The sequence below is a fragment of the Chloroflexota bacterium genome (genome assembly GCA_020850535.1).
In the GTDB taxonomy this organism is placed as follows: domain Bacteria; phylum Chloroflexota; class UBA6077; order UBA6077; family JACCZL01; genus JADZEM01.
Map to the genome: position 1 here is coordinate 32991 of JADZEM010000168.1, position 17930 is coordinate 50920.

Annotated in this window: 16 protein-coding genes and 1 tRNA gene; 11 read left to right on the forward strand and 6 right to left on the reverse strand. The window is 67.8% G+C overall.

The window, feature by feature from the left end:
• Nucleotides 1-149: 149 nt before the first annotated feature.
• Both IT306_24360 and IT306_24365 read right to left on the reverse strand, forming a co-directional pair.
• Nucleotides 150-1439 (reverse strand): aminotransferase class III-fold pyridoxal phosphate-dependent enzyme, encoded by a 1290-nt coding sequence (locus tag IT306_24360; GenBank protein MCC7371575.1) that lies wholly within the window; start codon nucleotides 1437-1439, stop codon nucleotides 150-152.
• Between the two features lie 158 nt (nucleotides 1440-1597).
• Nucleotides 1598-2236: a transglutaminase domain-containing protein gene (locus IT306_24365; protein ID MCC7371576.1), complete on the reverse strand. Its 639-nt coding sequence runs from the start codon at nucleotides 2234-2236 to the stop codon at nucleotides 1598-1600.
• Between the two features lie 274 nt (nucleotides 2237-2510).
• Between IT306_24365 and IT306_24370 the strand changes: the two genes are divergently transcribed.
• The 8 genes from IT306_24370 (at nucleotide 2511) to IT306_24405 (ending at nucleotide 11017) form a co-directional block, all read left to right on the forward strand.
• Nucleotides 2511-3581, forward strand: a complete 1071-nt coding sequence (locus tag IT306_24370; protein ID MCC7371577.1) for a Gfo/Idh/MocA family oxidoreductase — start codon at nucleotides 2511-2513, stop codon at nucleotides 3579-3581.
• 326 nt (nucleotides 3582-3907) lie between these two features.
• Nucleotides 3908-6598 (forward strand): type I DNA topoisomerase, encoded by a 2691-nt coding sequence (topA, locus tag IT306_24375; protein MCC7371578.1) that lies wholly within the window; start codon nucleotides 3908-3910, stop codon nucleotides 6596-6598.
• Nucleotides 6599-6625: 27 nt separating this feature from the next.
• A complete protein-coding gene (locus tag IT306_24380) occupies nucleotides 6626-7786 on the forward strand; it encodes an aminopeptidase P family protein (protein ID MCC7371579.1) in 1161 nt (386 codons plus the stop codon).
• Nucleotides 7783-8340 carry an elongation factor P gene (gene efp / locus IT306_24385; protein ID MCC7371580.1) on the forward strand — a complete coding sequence of 186 codons (558 nt, stop codon included), beginning with the start codon at nucleotides 7783-7785 and terminating at the stop codon, nucleotides 8338-8340. The genes IT306_24380 and efp overlap by 4 nt, the downstream gene beginning before the upstream one ends.
• A 97-nt stretch (nucleotides 8341-8437) precedes the next feature.
• Nucleotides 8438-8866, forward strand: coding sequence for an acetyl-CoA carboxylase, biotin carboxyl carrier protein (locus IT306_24390; protein ID MCC7371581.1), 429 nt, complete (start codon nucleotides 8438-8440; stop codon nucleotides 8864-8866).
• Between the two features lie 136 nt (nucleotides 8867-9002).
• Nucleotides 9003-10301 carry an exodeoxyribonuclease VII large subunit gene (gene xseA, locus IT306_24395; GenBank protein ID MCC7371582.1) on the forward strand — a complete coding sequence of 433 codons (1299 nt, stop codon included), beginning with the start codon at nucleotides 9003-9005 and terminating at the stop codon, nucleotides 10299-10301.
• A 5-nt stretch (nucleotides 10302-10306) separates the two neighbouring features.
• The gene (gene xseB, locus IT306_24400; GenBank protein ID MCC7371583.1) at nucleotides 10307-10567 is read left to right on the forward strand and encodes an exodeoxyribonuclease VII small subunit; all 261 of its coding nucleotides are present in this window, start codon (nucleotides 10307-10309) and stop codon (nucleotides 10565-10567) included.
• Nucleotides 10568-10585: 18 nt separating this feature from the next.
• Nucleotides 10586-11017, forward strand: coding sequence for a divergent PAP2 family protein (locus IT306_24405; protein MCC7371584.1), 432 nt, complete (start codon nucleotides 10586-10588; stop codon nucleotides 11015-11017).
• 38 nt (nucleotides 11018-11055) lie between these two features.
• On the opposite strand, the gene IT306_24410 is transcribed toward IT306_24405, so the two are convergent.
• The 3 genes from IT306_24410 to IT306_24420 all read right to left on the reverse strand — a co-directional run bounded on the left by IT306_24410 (nucleotide 11056) and on the right by IT306_24420 (nucleotide 12620).
• Entirely contained in the window at nucleotides 11056-11769 is a 714-nt protein-coding gene (locus tag IT306_24410; protein ID MCC7371585.1) for a class F sortase, read from the reverse strand.
• Nucleotides 11769-12422: a hypothetical protein gene (locus IT306_24415; protein ID MCC7371586.1), complete on the reverse strand. Its 654-nt coding sequence runs from the start codon at nucleotides 12420-12422 to the stop codon at nucleotides 11769-11771. The genes IT306_24410 and IT306_24415 overlap by 1 nt, the downstream gene beginning before the upstream one ends.
• Nucleotides 12423-12543: 121 nt before the next feature.
• Nucleotides 12544-12620, reverse strand: a tRNA-Arg gene (locus tag IT306_24420).
• Between the two features lie 165 nt (nucleotides 12621-12785).
• Between IT306_24420 and IT306_24425 the strand changes: the two genes are divergently transcribed.
• The 3 genes from IT306_24425 (at nucleotide 12786) to IT306_24435 (ending at nucleotide 16635) form a co-directional block, all read left to right on the forward strand.
• Nucleotides 12786-13715: a lactate dehydrogenase gene (locus IT306_24425; GenBank protein ID MCC7371587.1), complete on the forward strand. Its 930-nt coding sequence runs from the start codon at nucleotides 12786-12788 to the stop codon at nucleotides 13713-13715.
• A gap of 126 nt (nucleotides 13716-13841) precedes the next feature.
• A complete protein-coding gene (locus tag IT306_24430) occupies nucleotides 13842-15524 on the forward strand; it encodes a hypothetical protein (protein MCC7371588.1) in 1683 nt (560 codons plus the stop codon).
• A gap of 31 nt (nucleotides 15525-15555) precedes the next feature.
• Nucleotides 15556-16635 (forward strand): isocitrate/isopropylmalate dehydrogenase family protein, encoded by a 1080-nt coding sequence (locus IT306_24435; GenBank protein MCC7371589.1) that lies wholly within the window; start codon nucleotides 15556-15558, stop codon nucleotides 16633-16635.
• 90 nt (nucleotides 16636-16725) lie between these two features.
• Here IT306_24435 and IT306_24440 read toward each other — a convergent pair whose 3' ends face one another.
• Nucleotides 16726-17664, reverse strand: coding sequence for a 2-dehydropantoate 2-reductase (locus tag IT306_24440; protein MCC7371590.1), 939 nt, complete (start codon nucleotides 17662-17664; stop codon nucleotides 16726-16728).
• Between the last annotated feature and the right edge of the window lie 266 nt (nucleotides 17665-17930).

The following is a 17930-nucleotide window of genomic DNA, read 5'->3' on the forward strand; positions in this document are numbered from 1 at the left end:
CGGCGGCAGTCGGCCGAGAACCCATCTCCTGAGGAAAGCACGAGGGCCCGGCTCGATGAGCCGGGCCTTCTGGTGTCACTTGCGGGCGCAGGAGTCCGGCGGGCGCCGGCCAGAGGGCGCCCGCCGGGCCTCGATCCTGCCTGCGGCGGCTAGATCGCGCCCTCCGCCTTCAGCTTGGTCAGCGCGCCGTCGTACGCCGCGACGGTGCGCTCCACGTCCTCGTCGTTGTGGACCGCCGACACGATCAGCGCCGTGCCCGACGGATCCACGCCGCCGAGCTGCATGGCCGCACGCCACTTGAGCTGCAGGTCCCAGGCGCTGACCTTCCCCTTGAGGCTGGTCGAGATGTACGACGCCCAGCCACTGACCGAGCCCTCGACGCCGTGCCGGTGGAGCGAGTCCTGGAAGCCGGCCTTGATCTTCGTCGCCGTATCCGCGGCCTTCTTCTGGATGGCCGGATCCTTGACGATGTTGAGGCAGGCCACGCCAGCCGCCGCCGAGACCGGGTTGCCGTTGTAGGTGCCGGGGTGGGCGATCCGGCCGAACCGCTGCTTCTTCGGATCATCCGAGAAGTCGAACTGGTGGATGATGTCGCCGCGTCCGCCAATCGCGCCGCCCGGGTAGCCGCCGGCCACGATCTTCGCCATCGTGGTCAGGTCCGGGGTCACGCCGAAGTACTCCTGCGCGCCGCCCGGTGCGTACCGGAAGCCCGTCACCACCTCGTCGTAGATGACCAGCGCGCCGTGCGCCTTCGCCTTCTCGCGGACCGTCTCCGCCCACGCCTTGGTCAGCGCGTTGCACCAGATGATGACGGCGGCCACGTCGCCCTTCGCCAGCTCGGCTTCGAGGGCGTCCGCGTCCTTGTCCGGGATGCCGGTCACGGTGTCCTGCACGCCCTTCGGGATACCACACGAGATCGGCACATCCCAGGGCGGAGCCATCGCGACCGCCGCGTAGTCATGCCAGCCATGGAAATGGCCGTTCACCTTAATGAGGCGGTCGCGGCCCGTGAACGCCCGCGCCAGGCGGATCGCCAGCATGGTGGACTCGGTGCCGGAGGAGGTGAACTTCACGGCCTCAGCCGAGGGCACGATCTGCTGGATCAGCTTGCCCCACTCGACCTCAAGCTCGTGGCAGGCCCCGTAGTGGGTGCCCTTCTGCGCCTGCTCCACGACGGCCTGGGTGACGGCCGGGTGGCAGTGCCCGAGGATCAGTGCGCCATGGCCGCCGTAGTAGTCGACGTACTCGTTGCCGTCAACGTCCCACTTGCGGCTGCCAGCCGCGCGGGTCACGTAGATCGGAAACGGCTTGGCAAACCGCGCGTCATGGGTGACGCCGCTCGGGAACGTCTCCTTCGCCTTCTCGTACAGCGCGGCTGAGCCAGCCATTCGCTCGTACATTTCCTGGTCGATCGTCAACGCTCGGTTTTCGATGGCCATGAGCACTCCTCCAGGAGGTTGGCGCAATTCTAGCCGGACGCCTGGATGATACGCAGACTGCCGGCCGTTGACATCGTGCGACCGGCACGAAGCTCCGACCCGACGCGCGGGCACAGGCGAGCCGAATCACACTGCCAGAGACGGCAGACGGCGATGCCCTACCGCTCCAGCTCGCCCAGGGTCACCGCGTCCGGCAGGCTGACAGCCAGCACGGCCGGATCGTCGTGGACGCTCAACGCCCGCGCCACGATGCCGACAGGGTCGGCGTAGACCTTCGGGAACAGCACCTCGCCCGGTCGGTTCGCGCGGTAGGCCAGCCGCTCGGCCGGCGGCGTGAACTGGGCGCTCACGCCCGGCTTGTTGCCGCGCGGATCGCAGCGATACCAGCCGTGTCCCGGCAGATCGATAGCCACCAGCCCGTGCAGGCCGAAGGCGCGCCGCTCCTCGTCAAACGCCAGCCGCTGGTAGACAAACCCCGAGCGGATGCCGTTCGCCCGCAGCAGCGCCACCAGCAGATGGCTCTTGGCGAAGCAGAAGCCGGTCCGATGCTCCAGCACCTCGGAGGCGCGGGCCGTCACCACGTCGTCGCCATGATCCACGGTGTGCCGCACCTGATCCCGCACCCACTCGAAGCAGCGGCGGGCCACATCTGGCGTCTCAACATCGCCCTCGCCTGATCCAAGCTCGACGGCCAGCGCGACGATCCCGGGAGCGGTCCAGTCCGCCAGCTCGGTCGGTCGCAGAAACGGATCGGCGACCGGCGACGGCGCAAGGCGGCTCAGGCTGATCTCATCCATCGGTCGGTCACGGCCTCCCCGCACCTGCCGGCTCGCAGCCGCGCATCCTGACCACACGTCGCCGCCGGCACCGCGGTGCGGGTCGGCATCCCTGCATTAAGCGTAGCAGGCGCGTCGTTGTGGCGGTCACCTGCCTGTGGGTGTCTGGGGGTGTCCGATGGCCGCAGTGCAGGATTCCACGGGGCACCCGTGTCTGGGCCGGTCACCCGCAGTTGACCGGCCGCGCCCAGAAGTGTTGAATACTCGGTGCCAGTTCACAGATGGGAGCCCCACCATGGCAGAGCAGACCTTGCGTATCGGCTTCGTCGGCGCCGGCGCTATCAACCGTACCCGCCACGTCCCCGGTCTCAAGAAGTGCCCGGGCGTCGAGTTTGAGGTCGTCGCCAACCGCAGCCAGGCGTCGTCGCAGGCCGCTGCCGACGAGTACGGCATCAAGCGCACAGCCGGCAACTGGATGGAGGTCGTCGAAGACCCGAATGTGGACATCGTCTGGATCGGCACGCACCCGTCGATGCACCGCGAGATCACGATTGCCGCGCTCGAAGCCGGCAAGCACGTCTTCACCCAGGCCCGCATGGCGATGGACTACGCCGATGCCAAGTTGATGTGGGAGGCGGCCAAGAAGTACCCCCACCTGACCACCAACATCAGCGCGCCGCCCCACTACATGCGCGGCGACCGGGTTGTTCGGCGGATGCTCGCCGAAGGGTACGTCGGCCAGCCGGTGAACGTGGTGGTCCAATCGTTCTCGGACAGCTACGCCAACCCCACCGCCCCACGTCACTGGCGGCAGGAAGGCCCGACCTCCGGCCTGAACACGCTGGACGTCGGCATGATGATCGAGGTCATGCACCGCTGGCTGGGCTACGCGAAGCGGGTCACGGCGCTGGAGAAGACCGTCTACCCGACGCGCCCCGCGCCGGACGGCAGCGGCGCTGTGCCGGTCGAGCGTCCGGACACGCTCTCGGTGGTGGCTGAGCTGGAGAATGGTGCGCTCGCAACCATGCTCTTCAGCGGCGTCGCGCGGCACGCCAGGGAGGCGAACCGCTTCGAGATCTACGGTACGGACGGCACGATCCGTTACCTCCAGGCCTCCGACACGATCCTGGCTGGCAAGGCGGGCGACCCCGACCTGAAACCCGTCGAAGTCTCGGCGGCTGATGCCCGCGAGTGGACGGTCGAGGAGGACTTCATCAAGGCGGTGCGGTCGGGCCGCCGCGCGACCGAGCCTTCCTTCTGGGACGGCCTCAAATACATGGAGATGACGGAGGCCGTGTTCGGCGCGGCAAAGACGGGTCGGGCCGTCGATCTGCCGTTCGACCGGCTGGAGCGCGACGACCAGTAGATCAGCCCGGAGAATGGTCCCGACTGTCACGCAACCGTCACAGTTCGGGCCATTCTCCCGTTAGTACGGTGACCCCACACCGGCTGATCCGGCACGCTGGCTGCCACGATCTCATTGGCGATCCTGGCCAGAAAAGGCGTGCGAGCGGCGACCACGCGCGGGTAGACTCCGATTCTCGATAGGTGTGGCAGCCCCGGCCGAGCCAGGGAATTGCGATGTTTCCGGCACGGTTCCACTTCTTGGGGCTTCATACCCCTTGCGTATACTAGTCTGACCGTGCTCGATACCGTTCCTGGTCGGGCATCCTCGTTCAAGGCCCTTACAACATGGCAAAGCGCAACCTGGTGGTGGTCGAGTCGGCCGCCAAAGCCAAAACCATAGAGAAGTTCCTCGGCAGGGACTACGTGGTCCGTGCCTCCTATGGCCACGTCCGCGACCTGCCGGACAACGTCCTCGGAGTCGATACGGAGCACGATTTTCAGCCGACCTACGTCGTCTCACCCGAGAAGAAGGACGTCGTCAAGCGGCTGAAGGATGAGGCGAAGGGCGCTGAAGCCGTGTACCTGGCCACCGACCCTGACCGCGAGGGCGAGGCGATCGCCTGGCACCTCGTGCATGCCCTCGGGCTGAAGGGTCGCAACATCCACCGCGTCGAGTTCCACGAGATCACCAAAGACGCCATCGTGCACGCCGTTCAGCATCCACGCCAGATCGACGAGCAGCGCGTGGATGCCCAGCAGGCGCGCCGCGTCCTCGACCGCCTCGTCGGGTTCAAGGTCAGCCAGTTGCTCTGGAAGAAGGTTCGTCGCGGCCTCTCGGCCGGGCGGGTCCAGAGCGTTGCCGTCCGCATCGTGGTCGACCGTGAGCGCGAGCGCGACGCCTTCGTGCCCGTCGAGTACTGGTCTATCGAGGCCGATCTGCGGAAGCGGATGCCCGGCACGCCCGTCTTCCGGGCCGCCCTCACCGAGCAGGACGGCAAGAAGGTGGACCGCTTCGACCTGAAGAACGAGGAGCAGGCGCAGCGGATTGTCGGCGATCTGCATGGCGCCGGCTGGGCTGTGCGCGAGGTCAAGAAGTCCGAGCGCCAGCGCAGCCCCGCGCCGCCGTTCACGACCAGCACGCTGCAACAGGACGCCAGCCGTAAGCTCGGGTTCACCGCCCGCCAGACGATGGCCCTCGCGCAGCAGCTCTACGAAGGTATGCCTGTCGAAGGCGGTGAGAGCGTCGGTCTGATCACCTACATGCGAACCGACTCGGTCACCGTGGCCGAGACGGCCATCGCCGAGGTGCGCCAGACCATCGCCAGCCGCTACGGCAGCGAGTACGTGCCTGCCCAGCCGCGCATCCACCGCACCAGGAGCCGCATGGCCCAGGAGGCCCACGAGGCGATCCGCCCCACCTCCTCCGAGCGCGCGCCGGAGCGCGTGCAGCCATTCTTGCTCCGGGCCGGCAAGGACGAGCGGGATGGCCGCAACCTGTTCCGGCTCTACACCCTGATCTGGCAGCGGTTCGTGGCGAGTCAGATGGCCTCCGCCATCTTCGACCAGACCACCGCCGACATCGATGCTCACCGTGACGGCGGCAGCCGCTACACCTTCCGGGCGACCGGCTCGGTGCCGCGCTTCCTGGGGTTCCTCTCGGTCTACCGCGAGGGCAAGGACGACGGCGACACGGCGGACGAGGACGGCCAGCCGCGCCTGCCCGAGCTGGCGGCCGGCGAGCGGCTCGACCTGCTCAAGCTCATGCCCGAACAGCACTTCACCCAGCCGCCGCCACGGTTCACCGAGGCGACGCTGGTCAAGGCGCTGGAGGAGCACGGCATCGGGCGGCCCTCGACCTACGCTCCGATCCTCTCCGTGATTCGGGACCGTGGCTACGTCGAGATGGAGGAGCGGCGCTTCAAGCCGACCGACCTCGGCTATCTCGTGAACGACATGCTCGTCGGGAACTTCCGAGATATCGTGGATGTCCAGTTCACGGCCGGCATGGAGCAGAAGCTCGACGACATCGCCCAGGGCGAACGCCCCTGGGTGCCGGTCATGCGCGAGTTCTACGATCCGTTCGCGGAGACGCTCGACCGTGCCCAGCGCGAGGTCCAGCACGTCAACCAGACCGCCGAAGTCACCGACAAGCTGTGCGACAAGTGCGGCAAGCCGATGTCCATCAAACTCGGGCGGTTCGGGCGGTTCCTCTCCTGCACCGGCTACCCGGACTGCAAGAACGCCCGCCCGTTGAACGCCGACGACTCGCCGCCAGAGGTCTCTGACGAAGTCTGCGAGAACTGTGGCAAGCCGATGCTCGTCAAGACCGGGCGCTTCGGCAAGTTCCTGTCGTGCTCGGACTACCCCGACTGCAAGACCAGCCGACCGATCCTCGTCAAGCTCGGGCTGACCTGCCCGAAGTGCAACGAGGGCGAGCTGGTCGAGAAGAAGGGGCGCACCGGCCGGCCGTTCTACGGCTGCGCCCGCTATCCGGCCTGCGACTGGGTCTGCTGGTCGCGCCCGCTGCCGGACCCGTGCGAGACCTGCGGCAAGCTGCGGATCCCGCTGGGCGCCGACAAGATCCACTGCATGGGCTGCGACGGCGACCTGCCGGTGCGACAGCGCAAGACCGACGCTGACGGCAAGCCCATCGCCGGGCGGGGCCGGACCGGCGGTCGGACGGCAGCCGCAAGCACCTCGCGGGGGCGGGCGACCGCCGCCAGCCGGGCCGCGGCCTCGGGCGAGAAGCCGGCCCCGAAGCGGGCGGCGGCGGCGACGTCCACAGCCAGGCGGACCGCGTCAGGCGCGGCTGACGGCGACGTGGATGCTGTGGCGCCAGCGACCGCCGCGAAGCCGCGAGCGTCGCGGACGGCGGCGTCCAAGACCGCCGCCGGCAAGGCCAAGACGGCGACTGCCAAGGCGTCGGCCAGCAAGTCGACCACCGCCAAGTCGACCACCAAGAGCGGCGCTGCTGCAAAATCCACCGCCCGGACTCGGGCATCCTCGACGTCCACCCGCGCCAAGCGAGCCAGCTAGGCACGCCACCAGAGAGGTAGCGACCGGATGAGTGCGTACGCATCGCGCATCGAGCGACTTCGTGCCCTCTTCGCAGAGGCCGAGATCGACGGCATGCTCATTTCGCAGCCAGAGTCCCGCTTCTACCTGAGCGGCTACACCGGCCACGATCTGCCGCCGCGCGACTCGGCCGGCTACCTGATGATCGGGAGGTCCGGCGCCGTCCTGCTCACCGATCCCCGCACCGACGAGCAGGCCGCCAACGAGGCGAAGGACTACAAGGTCATCGCCTACTCGCCAAGTGCGCGGCAGGGGCAGCGGCTGATCGAGTCCGTCAAAGAACTGGGCATCACGAAGCTCGGCTTCGAGTCGATCCACCTGCCGCATGCCATCTGGCTGTCCTTCTCAGAGGCTCTGGGCGAGAAGGGCGTCGAAGGCGCGGACGGCCAGATCCCCGGCCCGGGCGTCACGATGGTCCCGAACAAGGACATCGTGGACAAGCTGCGGATCACCAAGGACGAGGCCGAGATGGCCGACCTCCAGGCCGCCGTGGACGTGCTGGACGACTGTTTCATGCACATCGCCAGGCATGAGCTGCGGGTGGGCCGCACCGAGAAGGAGATCGCGCTCGCGGTCGAGCAGTACCTCCAGGGCCGGGGCCACACCACGTCATTCCCGTCCATCGTCGCCAGCGGCCCGAACGCCTCGATGCCGCACGCCGTGCCATCGGATCGCCAGCTGCAGGAGGGCGAGCCGATCACCATCGACATCGGCGCGAACGTGAACGGCTACTGCTCGGACATGACGCGCACGGTCTGCATCGGCACGCCGAGCGAGAAGCTCCGCGAGATCCACCAGCTCGTGCTGACGGCTCAGGAGACCGCCGAGCGGGGCATCACGAACGGCATGACTGGCAAGGACGCCGACGCTCTGGCTCGCGACTACCTGGCCGAGATGGGGTACGGCGACAGGTTCACCCACGGCCTGGGGCACGGCATCGGGCTGGAAGTCCACGAGCCGCCCAGCCTGTCGGTGCGGGGCAGCGAGACGGCGCTGAAGGACGGCATGGTCTTCAGCGTCGAGCCGGGCATCTACCTGCCGGGCTGGGGCGGCGTCCGCATCGAGGATCTCGTGGTCATGGAAGGCACGGGCGTGCGCGTGCTCTGCCGCTCCCCGAAGGCCCTTGAGCTAGAGGAGGTGATTCGATGATTTCTACTGGCGATCTGAAGAAGGGCGTCATCATCGAGATGGACAACCAGCTCTTCTCGATCCTGGACTATCAGCACCAGAAGATCGGGCGGGGCAGCGCCCAGGTCCGAATGCGGCTGCGAAACGTCCGCACCGGCTCCATCTCAGACACGACGGTCCAGGCCGGCACCAAGTTTCCGCGCGTGCGCCTGGAGCAGCGCCAGATGCAGTACCTGTACCAGGAAGATGCGAACTACATCTTCATGGATCAGGAGTCGTACGATCAGATCGGGCTGACGGCCGCCCAGCTTGGCGACACGGTCAGCTACCTCAAGGACAACATGATCATCACCGTCTCGTTCTACGAGAGCGAGCCGGTCGACGTCGAGCCGCCGATCAACGTCGAGCTGGTGATCGTGGAGACGGACCCGGGCTTCCGTGGCGACACGGCCAGCGGCGGCACCAAGCCGGCCAAGACCGAGACCGGTCTGGTAGTCCAGGTGCCGCTCTTCGTCAACCAGGGCGAGACGATCCGAGTGGACACCCGCACCGGGGCGTACCTGGAGCGGGTGTAGCCTGCAACGGGGATTGCACCCCCCGGCCCTATGGTGTCCCCCGCTGAACAGCCGATCCGTCACCGCCGCCGTACAGTAGCTCAGGAGAGGTTCGCCGATGAGTGACAAACTGGCAGACCAGCTCGGCGAGCTGCTGCGGCTGGTGGACGGCTCGGATGTCGAACAGCTCGAAGTCGAGCATGACGGCGTCCGCTTCCTGGTGCGTCGTGAGCTGACCACGGAGGCCGCGCCCGTCGTCCAGCCTGCGCCCGCCCGTCCCGCGCCCGAGGCTCGCCCGCGCGCCGACTCGTTCGTCATCACCGCGCCCGTCGTCGGCGTGTTTCGACGCAGCGCCGGTGGCAAGGGCGAGGTCATCCTCGACGCCGGCGACGCCGTGTCAGCCGGCCAGGTCGTCGGGGCCGTCGAAGCGATGGGCATGCTCAACCGCGTCCAATCCGAGCGGTCGGGCGTCGTCCAGGAGGTCATGGTTCGCGAAGGGCAGCCCGTCGAGTACGGCCAGCCCCTGCTGCTGGTGCGCCAGCCCTGATCGGCCGGCAGCCCGACCTGTCCGCCCAGCACTCCGGCCTGTTCACCCCATCCGACCGGCAGCCGCGCCAGACTGCCGCGCGTGAGCAGGCCGCCACGCCGTATCATCACCGTCCCACCCTGTGCATGGAGCGATGATGCGCGTCTTCGGCGTCGGCGAGGTCGGCGGCTATCTCCAGCAGATCCTCGGCGCTGACGAGATCCTGGCGGACGTCTGGGTCACCGGGGAGATCACCAGCCTGACGCGGGCATCCTCCGGCCACCTCTACTTCACCCTGCGGGACGACGAAGGCCAGATCCGCTCGGTGATGTGGCGCAGCTACGCCGCCAGGATCGCGGCGCAGCCCCGCGCGGGCGATGCGGTGGTGGCGCATGGGCGGGTCGATTTTTACCCGCCCGGGGGCAGCCTGCAGCTGGTGGTCGATCTGCTCTACCCGGCCGGCGTCGGCGAGGCCCAGCTTCGGTTCGAGGCGCTGCGGCTCAAGCTCGAAGAGGAAGGGCTGTTCGCCGAGGAGCGCAAGCGCCCGCTGCCGCCGTTCCCGCGCCGGATCGGCTTGATTACCTCGGAGACGGGTGCCGTCTACCACGACGTGGTGACCGTCCTCAGCCGCCGCTACCCGATCGCCCAGCTCGTGTTCGCCCACAGCAGCGTCCAGGGTGACCGCGCGCCGCTGGAGGTCGTGGCGGCGCTCAAGCGGCTGGCCGCCTGGCGCGACGAGCGTGGCAACGGCGTGGACGTGGTCATCGTGGCGCGGGGGGGCGGCGCACCCGAGGAGCTGGCCATCTTCAACGACGAGCGCATCGCGCGGGCCGTCTTCGCCGCGCCGTGGCCGGTGATCTCGGCGGTGGGCCACGAGACGGACTTCACCATCTGTGACTTCGTGGCCGATCACCGCGCCCCGACGCCGTCCGCCGCCGCCGAGATGGCTTCGCCGGACCTCGTGGCGCTGCGCCTCGACCTGGCCGAGCTGGCGCTGCGCGGGCGGGCGTGCGCCGAGCAGGCGCTGGAGACGGCCGAGGTCAACGTTCGGCGCTCGCGCGATCGCCTGCTGGCGCACTCGCCGCTGACCAGGATCGCGCGGGATCGGCAGGCGACGCTCGATCAGGCGGATCGGGCGCGCCTGCTCCTTGAGGGCCACCTGCGAACGCTGGCCGAGCAGGTGGCCGGTCGACGCCTCCAACTGGCCGCGCTCAGCCCACGCGCCACGCTCGACCGGGGGTACAGCATCGTGACCACGGCAGACGGCTCGGTGGTCCGGACTGCCGCGGCCGTCTCCCCTGGCGACGCCCTGGCTATTCAACTCGCGGATGGCACGCTCGACGCCACGGCGAACGGGTCACGCGGCGGCCCCCCACCCCGGTCCGACGCAGCGGAACAGCATCTGCCGCCTCGACAGGCGGCGCACATCTCCGGCTCGAACAAGGCGGGATCATAGCGACGATGGCAGCAAAGAAATCGACACCGGCAGACACTCCAGTGGAATCGAACAGCGCCCTCGACTTCGAGCAGGCGTTCAGCAGCCTGCAGGAGGCCATCGGGCTGCTGGAGCGTGGCGGCCTGACGCTTGAGGCCGCCATCACCACATTCGAGAGCGGCATGTCGCTGGCGAACCGCTGCGCCGAGATCCTCGACGCTGCCGAGCTGCGTATCACTCGCGTGCTCGAATCCAGCAGCATCGAGCTTGACGAGCCGGCCTTTTAGCGCCTGAGGCGTCGCACGATGTCGCAGTTGATGACCAACGATGCCCTCATCACCGCCTCGCTGGCGTGGTTCCTGGCGCAGATCTCAAAGCTGCTGATCGTGCTGCTCCGCGAGCGCACCGTTCAGCTCAGCTACCTGACGAGCGCGGGCGGCATGCCCAGCTCGCACTCGGCGGTAGTGGTGGCGCTCGCCACCCGGATCGGCATGGATCACGGCGTCGGCTCGCCCCTGTTCGCCATCGCCTTCATCTTCGCCGGCGTCGTGCTCTACGACGCGGCAGGCATCCGGCGGGCCGTCAGCGTCCAGGCGCGCATCCTGAACCGGATGCTGGAAGAGGTGCTGGAACTCAAGCGCTTCAACGAGCGACGGCTGCTGGAGCTGCTCGGGCACACCCCGTTCGAGGTGTTCATCGGGTCGCTGCTGGGGATGCTGGTCGCGCTGACGTGGTGAAACGGTAGCCCGCGCCTACCCCATGACCGCCTTACGGCCTACGCGCCGACCGCCTTGACGATCAGCCGGTCCAGGTACTCCCTGCGCGAGGCCACGAACTCGCCGCCACAGGTGATCAGCGTGACCGTCGGCATCGGGGTCGGTGCGAAGATCTCCTCGACCGGCGCCCCCTCAGCCCGCACCCAGTGCGACGACTTCACGACGTACTCGAAGCCACGTCCCTCGGCGTCGATCACCTGGACAACGTCGCCCGGCTCAAGCTGATGCAGCAACCCGAACGGGCGCAGCCGATTGTCCCAGTTGACGTGCGCGGCGAAGACCACGTTGCCTGGCACGCCCATCCCTGGACTGCCCGCGTACCAGGCGACATCGTCCGGGTCGGTAGGGGTGGCCATCGCGCCGTCCGCTTCCTGGCCGACCGCTTCGACGACGGCCTCAACCCCGAGCGCCGGAATCGTCAGCTTGACGGGCGTCACCCCGAGCACCACCGGCGTCGGCGGCTCGGGCGCCGCCATCGTGCCGTCGTCCTCGTCCGGGTCCATCACGACCAGCTCAGACGGCTCCGTCAGCGGATCGTTCCCGGTCACCAGCGGGAGTCCGGGCACCGGGGGGTCGGGCAGCGGCGTCTCGGCGTCGGGGCCAGGGGCCTGCGCCCCGACCATTTGCGGCAACGCGGCCAGCCAGATGGCGAGACCGCCGGCCACGACAAACCCCCGGGCGAGCGCCCGGCGGCGAGGAACGCGCGACGACATCAGGCGTCGGCTGCGAGCGTCACCGCGGTCACGGCGTCGAGATTGAACATCATGGTGCGGCTGCGCTGCTTGCAGTCCCCGATCAGGTACCAGGAACTCAGATACGGGAGCAGCAGCTCAGGCCGGACCACCGGCTCGGTGATCGGCGAGGACATGTCGCCCGGCGGGTAGTGCAGCTTGACGTAGGTGCCGCGCAACAGGCCGTCTGCCAGGGCAGCGAAGACCTGCTGCTGCTGGCCGGAGCGCGGCGCAGTGACCGCCTCCAGGGTCCGCTGCACCAGCGGCTGAAGGTGAGCCGGGAACATGGCCGGCAGTTTCCGCATCAGCGAGCCGAGCCGGTCCGAGGGGATCGAGCGGTCCTTGGTGGCCTGCCGCAGGATCATCACCAGGAGCTGCGCTTCGCGCAAGTCGAAGCAGCCCTCACCGCCGCCGCCGTTCTTGCCGCCCTCGGCCACGAACCGGTAGCCCTGCCGCCTGACGAGCGGCAGCCGCATGTCGGTGCGGATGATGTTGAGGTCTGCCTGAACCTGCCGCTCACTGAGATGGAACTTGTCCGCGAGCTCGCGGCGGCTCTTGCCAGGAGTCTCGGCGATATCCTCGACGATATGCCAGATGCGCCGAAAACGGTCCGCAACAAGCCGCTTACGTTCCATCTGGCCATCCCTACTTCAAGCCCCGCTGGGCGTGTTTTTGGGCAAAGAGAAAGACCGCCTGTAGTCCGCCCGCGAGGCGGCATTGGGACTAACTGACGGCCTCTTCACATGTCTCCGCGGTTGGTACGCGAGCCGGGACTCGAACCCGGGGCCTCAGCCTCCGCAGGGCTGCGCTCTAATCCACTGAGCTACTCGCGCGAACGCAGAGCGTAGTGTACCATAGCCCCATACCCCTGACAAGACGCTCTGACTGCCTGTTTTCGGCCTCTTCGTCGGCCCTCTTCCGTCGAGTCCCGCCCGATCTTGGCGGCCAGCGGTGCAGCCTGATGGCGTCGCCATTGACACTCGTCGAGGAGATTTCGGATGAAGCTGAGCGTGGTCGGTGGAGCGGGCCGGGTTGGCTCAACCACCCTGTTCCAGCTCGTTCTCGAAGGCGGCTTTCAAGAACTTGCGGTGTGCGATATCGCCGGTGAGGCCGCCGCCGGCGAGGCCCTTGACCTCCGCCATGGCCTTGCCCTCTCCCACCGTTGCGACATTACGTCCGGCGGCATCGAGGCCAGCGCCGATTCAGACTTTATTGTGATTACGGCGGGCATTCCACGGCAACCGGGCGAAACCCGGCTCGACCTATTGAAAAAGAATGTCGATCTGATGAAGGGCGTGCTCGAGCAGGTCACCAGGCACAGTAAGAACCCCTACATCATTATGGTGGCCAACCCGGTCGACGTGCTGACCTATCAGGCGATCACCACCACCGGCCTGCCGGCCGGCAAGGTCATCGGCACGGGCACCCTGCTCGACACCACCCGCTTCCGCTCCCTGCTGGCCGAGCGCCTGGGCGGCGTCACGCCGGACCAGGTCTACGTCTACATGCTGGGCGAGCACGGCGACAGCCAGGCTCCGGTCACCAGCATCGGCACCGTCGCCGGTATGCCGCTGCGGCAGTACCCGGGCTTCAGCGAGCAGGCGCTGGCCGAGGTCATCGAGGGCACCCGCTTCGGCGGCGCTGAGGTCATCAAGCGGAAGCGCGGCACGTTCTACGCCGTGGCCCCGATGATCGTGCAGTTGATTCGCTCGATCCGCCTGGACGAGAAGCGCATCCTGCCGGTCTCCGTCCGCATGGACGGCAGCTACCTCGGCATCAAGGACGTGGCGCTGTCGATCCCCTGGGTCATCGGCAAGGACGGTCCCGAGACGCCAATCCATCTTCCGCTCGACGAGAGCGAGCAGAAGGCGCTCCTCGAATCAGCCCGCATCCTGCGAGGCGCCCTGGACGAGGTCGGGCTGAAGTAGCCCGACCTCGCACTTCATCCACTTCACGCTCATTCCATCGGTCGTGAAACGCCAGCCCTCGGCTGTCGGACGCTGGTTGCCGACAGTGGGACGCCCGGGGCTGGCGAGCCAGAACGGAGTGTTTGCATGGCTACGGTCGAGCAGCAGTCATTTCACTTCCCCGAGCCAACGGTCCCCGATGATGTTGAGTGGCCTGGAACGCCCATCGGCGCGGCCAACGTCCTGACCCGGACGAAGGCCCGCACCAACGTCCACGACAAGGCGATTGACGCCAAGCCCGGCCGCTACGAGGAGCTGCTGGCGTCCGTCAGGGGCTACATGGCCTCTGCCGACGGTCAGGCCGCGACCCGGATCCATGATGTCGTCGTTCACGGCATCCGCGTCCGCGCCCACACGAACTCGCCGCACCTGATCGACTTCTGGGTGGACAACTGGTTCTCACCCGACGAGTGGAAGGCCGCCACCGGGCGGGACGCGCCGGCCGAGCCACAGGTGATGGTGTACGCCTTTGGCGGCATCGCCGATCAGCCGGAAGCAGCCTACTACAGCCGCCGCCACAACGCGGTGATCTTCTTCAACACCTCGTATTACGGGCAGTTGAAGAGCTGGGTGCTCGGCTCAGTGGGCCGGGTGCTGGCCGACGAGTACGGCATTCACTCCTTGCATGGCGCGGCCGTCGAGCTGTCCGGCAAGAAGGGCGTCCTCTATATCGCCGCCACCGGCACCGGCAAGTCGACCAGCTCGTACGGGCTGATGAAGTTCGCGAACACTCGCTTCCACTCGGATGACTGGGTCTACGTCCGGTACGTGTTCCAGACGAAGGACGGAAAGCGCGTCGGCCCGCGCCGCATCGACGCGCCCGAGGGTCCGGTCCTGGGCTATCGCTGCTTCCGCTGGCTGGAAGAGCACCCGACCGCCGATGTGCCGATGGTGGCGCTCACCACCGACAACGAGGAGCTTCAGCTTCGGACGACGGATCTCGCGCTTGACAAGGGGATTGAGGCGTACACCTACATCTCTGAGAAGGTGTTCTACCTCCGCACCAACCTGGTCGAGAACTTCCCCGAGTCCGCGCTGAGCATCCTCGAATCGAAGAAGGAGAACGTCCCGGATATCTCGCCAGCCTTCCTGGCGGAGCACCAGAAGCTGCTCGACAACGTCACGCAACTGGTGATGAACGCCGATCACGAGCCGACGCGCCGGCACTTCCAGTCACTCGGCCCCGAGCGGACGCGCACCATCATGGGTCGGCTGTTCGCCTTCGACAACGCCCGCGCCATGCTGGACGTGACCCCGGTCTTCGGCAAGGAGCGCGTCTTCACGAATCCACTGGAGCCACTCTTCGTGACCAGCGTCTTCCTGCTGAAGCGTGACTTCAGCGAGGATGTGGTGCTGGAACGGCTGCCGCTGGCAACCTTCATGGAGCGGCTGCTGATCGGGCTGACGCCGGCCGGCACCCGGGAGATCGCCTACAACAACTACCGGGCCACCGACGACACGTCGGAGCGGGCGTTCATCGCGCAGGTCGAGGGGGAGACGAAGGCGGCCGGCCAGCCGCTCTACCCGACCCTGATCGAGCGGCCCGAAGTCCCGCCGACCCTCCTCGAAGAGTTCGAGCTGTTCCGCGCCATGTACCAGGCCGCTGCCTGCTACTCGCTGAACACGATTCTCCAGAAGGATCCGGCCATCGACGACAAGATGACGGCGGTCCGTCTGACGATGGACCTGATCGCCACGGCTGTCGAGGAGCGGCCCGAGGAGCTGAACCTCAGCATCTCGGATTACCGGTCGTTCATCCCGTCCGCCTGACCACATGGGTACGTCGTCGCCGGGAGCGAAGGTGAGCCATCGCGTCACCCTGATCCCCGGCGACGGCACCGGCCCCGAGATCATGGCCGCCGCCCGGCGCGCCATCGACGCCACCGGCGTCAGCATCGACTGGGAGGTGCAGACGGCCGGCGCCTGCGTCCTCGCCAACGAGGGCACCTCGCTGCCGAATCGGGTGCTGGACTCGATCAAGCGGAATCACGTCGCGCTCAAAGGACCGATCACCACCCCGATTGGCAAGGGGTTTCCCAGCGTCAACGTGGCGCTCCGCAAGGCGCTCGACCTCTACGCCAATCTGCGGCCCTGCAAGACCTACCGAGGCGTTCGCACCCGTCACGACAGCGTTGACCTCGTGGTGATCCGCGAGAACACCGAGGATGTCTACGTCGGCGCGGAGCTCGGGTATGACGACCCGCGCATGCCACGCCTGCTGGACGCCCTGCTGGAGGCCGGCGCGCCGCCGCTGGCGCCGCAATCCAGCGTCTGCCTCAAGGCGATCTCAGTGGAGGGCAGCCGCCGCATCATCCAGTTTGCGCTGGAGTACGCCCGCGCCAACCGCCGCCGCCGCGTGACGCTCGTCCACAAGGCGAACATCATGAAGGTGACCGACGGCCTGTTCCTGCGAATCGGCCAGGAGCTTGCGCGGTCCTACCCTGACCTCGACGTGAACGACATCATCGTTGACAACATGTGCATGCAGCTGGTCCAGAAGCCCGACCAGTACGACGTCCTGGTGATGCCGAACCTCTACGGCGACATCCTCTCGGACCTGTGCGCGGGACTGGTCGGCGGGCTGGGCGTCGTGCCTGGGGCCAACATCGGCAAGCTCGGGGCCGTCTTCGAACCGATCCACGGCAGCTCCCCGAAGTACGCCGGCCAGAACAAGGTCAACCCCAGCGCCGCCATGTTGTCCGGGGTGATGATGCTGCGCTATCTGCGCGAGTTCGAGGCCGCCGCCCGCCTCGAACGGGCCATCGCGCGGGTCATCGCCGACGGCAAACGGGTCACCTACGACCTCAAGCCGCGCCCCAACGATCCGTCGGCGGTGGGCACGTCGCAGTTCGCTGACGCCGTCATCGACGCCATGACGTGACGTGACACAGGGCGCCGCATGGTGGTCGGTGTTCCTGTATCCCCGCGAAACGAGCGGTCGGGGGTTGAAACCCCCGACGAGCCTGTCTCCCTACTTGACGATGCCCATGCTCTCGGCCTTCGCGCGCAGGATCGCGTAGAGCGCGCTGAACAGCGGCGTCGAGACGCCCACCGCCCGACCCCGCCGCACGACGGTCCCCGTCAGCGTCTCCAGCTCGACGCGGCGGCCAGCTTCGAAGTCCCGCTGCATCGAGACGGTGTGCGCGTCGGTCAGCCGCCCGTGTATGCCGGCCACCCGCTCGACGGCCTCGTCGGGCAGGTTGACGCCCGTCGCCAGCCCGACCGCCCGGATCTCGTCGCGCAGGGCGGCCAGCAGCTCGATGCCGCCTTCAGCCGCCTTGATCCGCCCGGTCGGCAGGCCCGTGCAGCTGTTCACGCTGGCCACGGGGGCCAGGAACATGAACTTCTCCCAGAGCGCCCGTTGCGAGTCGTCGGTGATGACCGCGTCCGGGATGCCGGCCTCGTGGAAGGCCGCCACGATCCGCTCGACACGCGGCGTGCGCGGGGCCGCCGCCTCGCCGACGGTGATCCGCGACCCCTGGCTGAGCCGCTGGATGATACCCGGCTCCAGGATCTTCGCGCTCATGTCCGTCGAGCCAGCCAGGATCGCCTCGCGCGGCACGTGACGGCCGACCATCTCGACCGAGTCGATGCCGTTCTGGACCGGCAGAACGCTGGTCTCCGTCCCCACCACCGGCGCGACAGCCGCCGCCGCCTCGTCGTTGTCGTAGGTCTTGACGGCGAACAGGATGAAGTCAAACGTCCCACCGGCGTCGGCCGGATAGCGGACCGCCTGGACCGGCTGCACCATCACGTCGCCGCCGCCGACCTCACGGGTCTCCAGGCCGCGCGCCTGCATCGCCTCCAGGTGTGCGCCGCGCGCCACGAAGACGACCTCATTGCCGGCCTTCAGGAGCCGCGCGCCGTAATAGCCGCCGATCCCACCAGACCCCATGATCAGGATTCGCATCGATACCTCGTCGGTCGCGCCGCTGCCGAGCTGGCCGCCAGGACCAGAGCCGGGGCCACCTACCTCATGTGTTTCAAGCATCAGAGGATAGGACGCCGGGCCGGACCGGTCAAACGACGCCCGTGTGTGCACCAGGGCGATTGCATGACGAGCACGTCCTGCGACCTCGTCGGGGCTTGAAAGCCCCGCCTACCATCCTGCAGTCGCTGCGCGACGCGCCAGTCGCACCAGTGCCTGCCGTTCCCGACGGCCGTCGCGCAGCGACG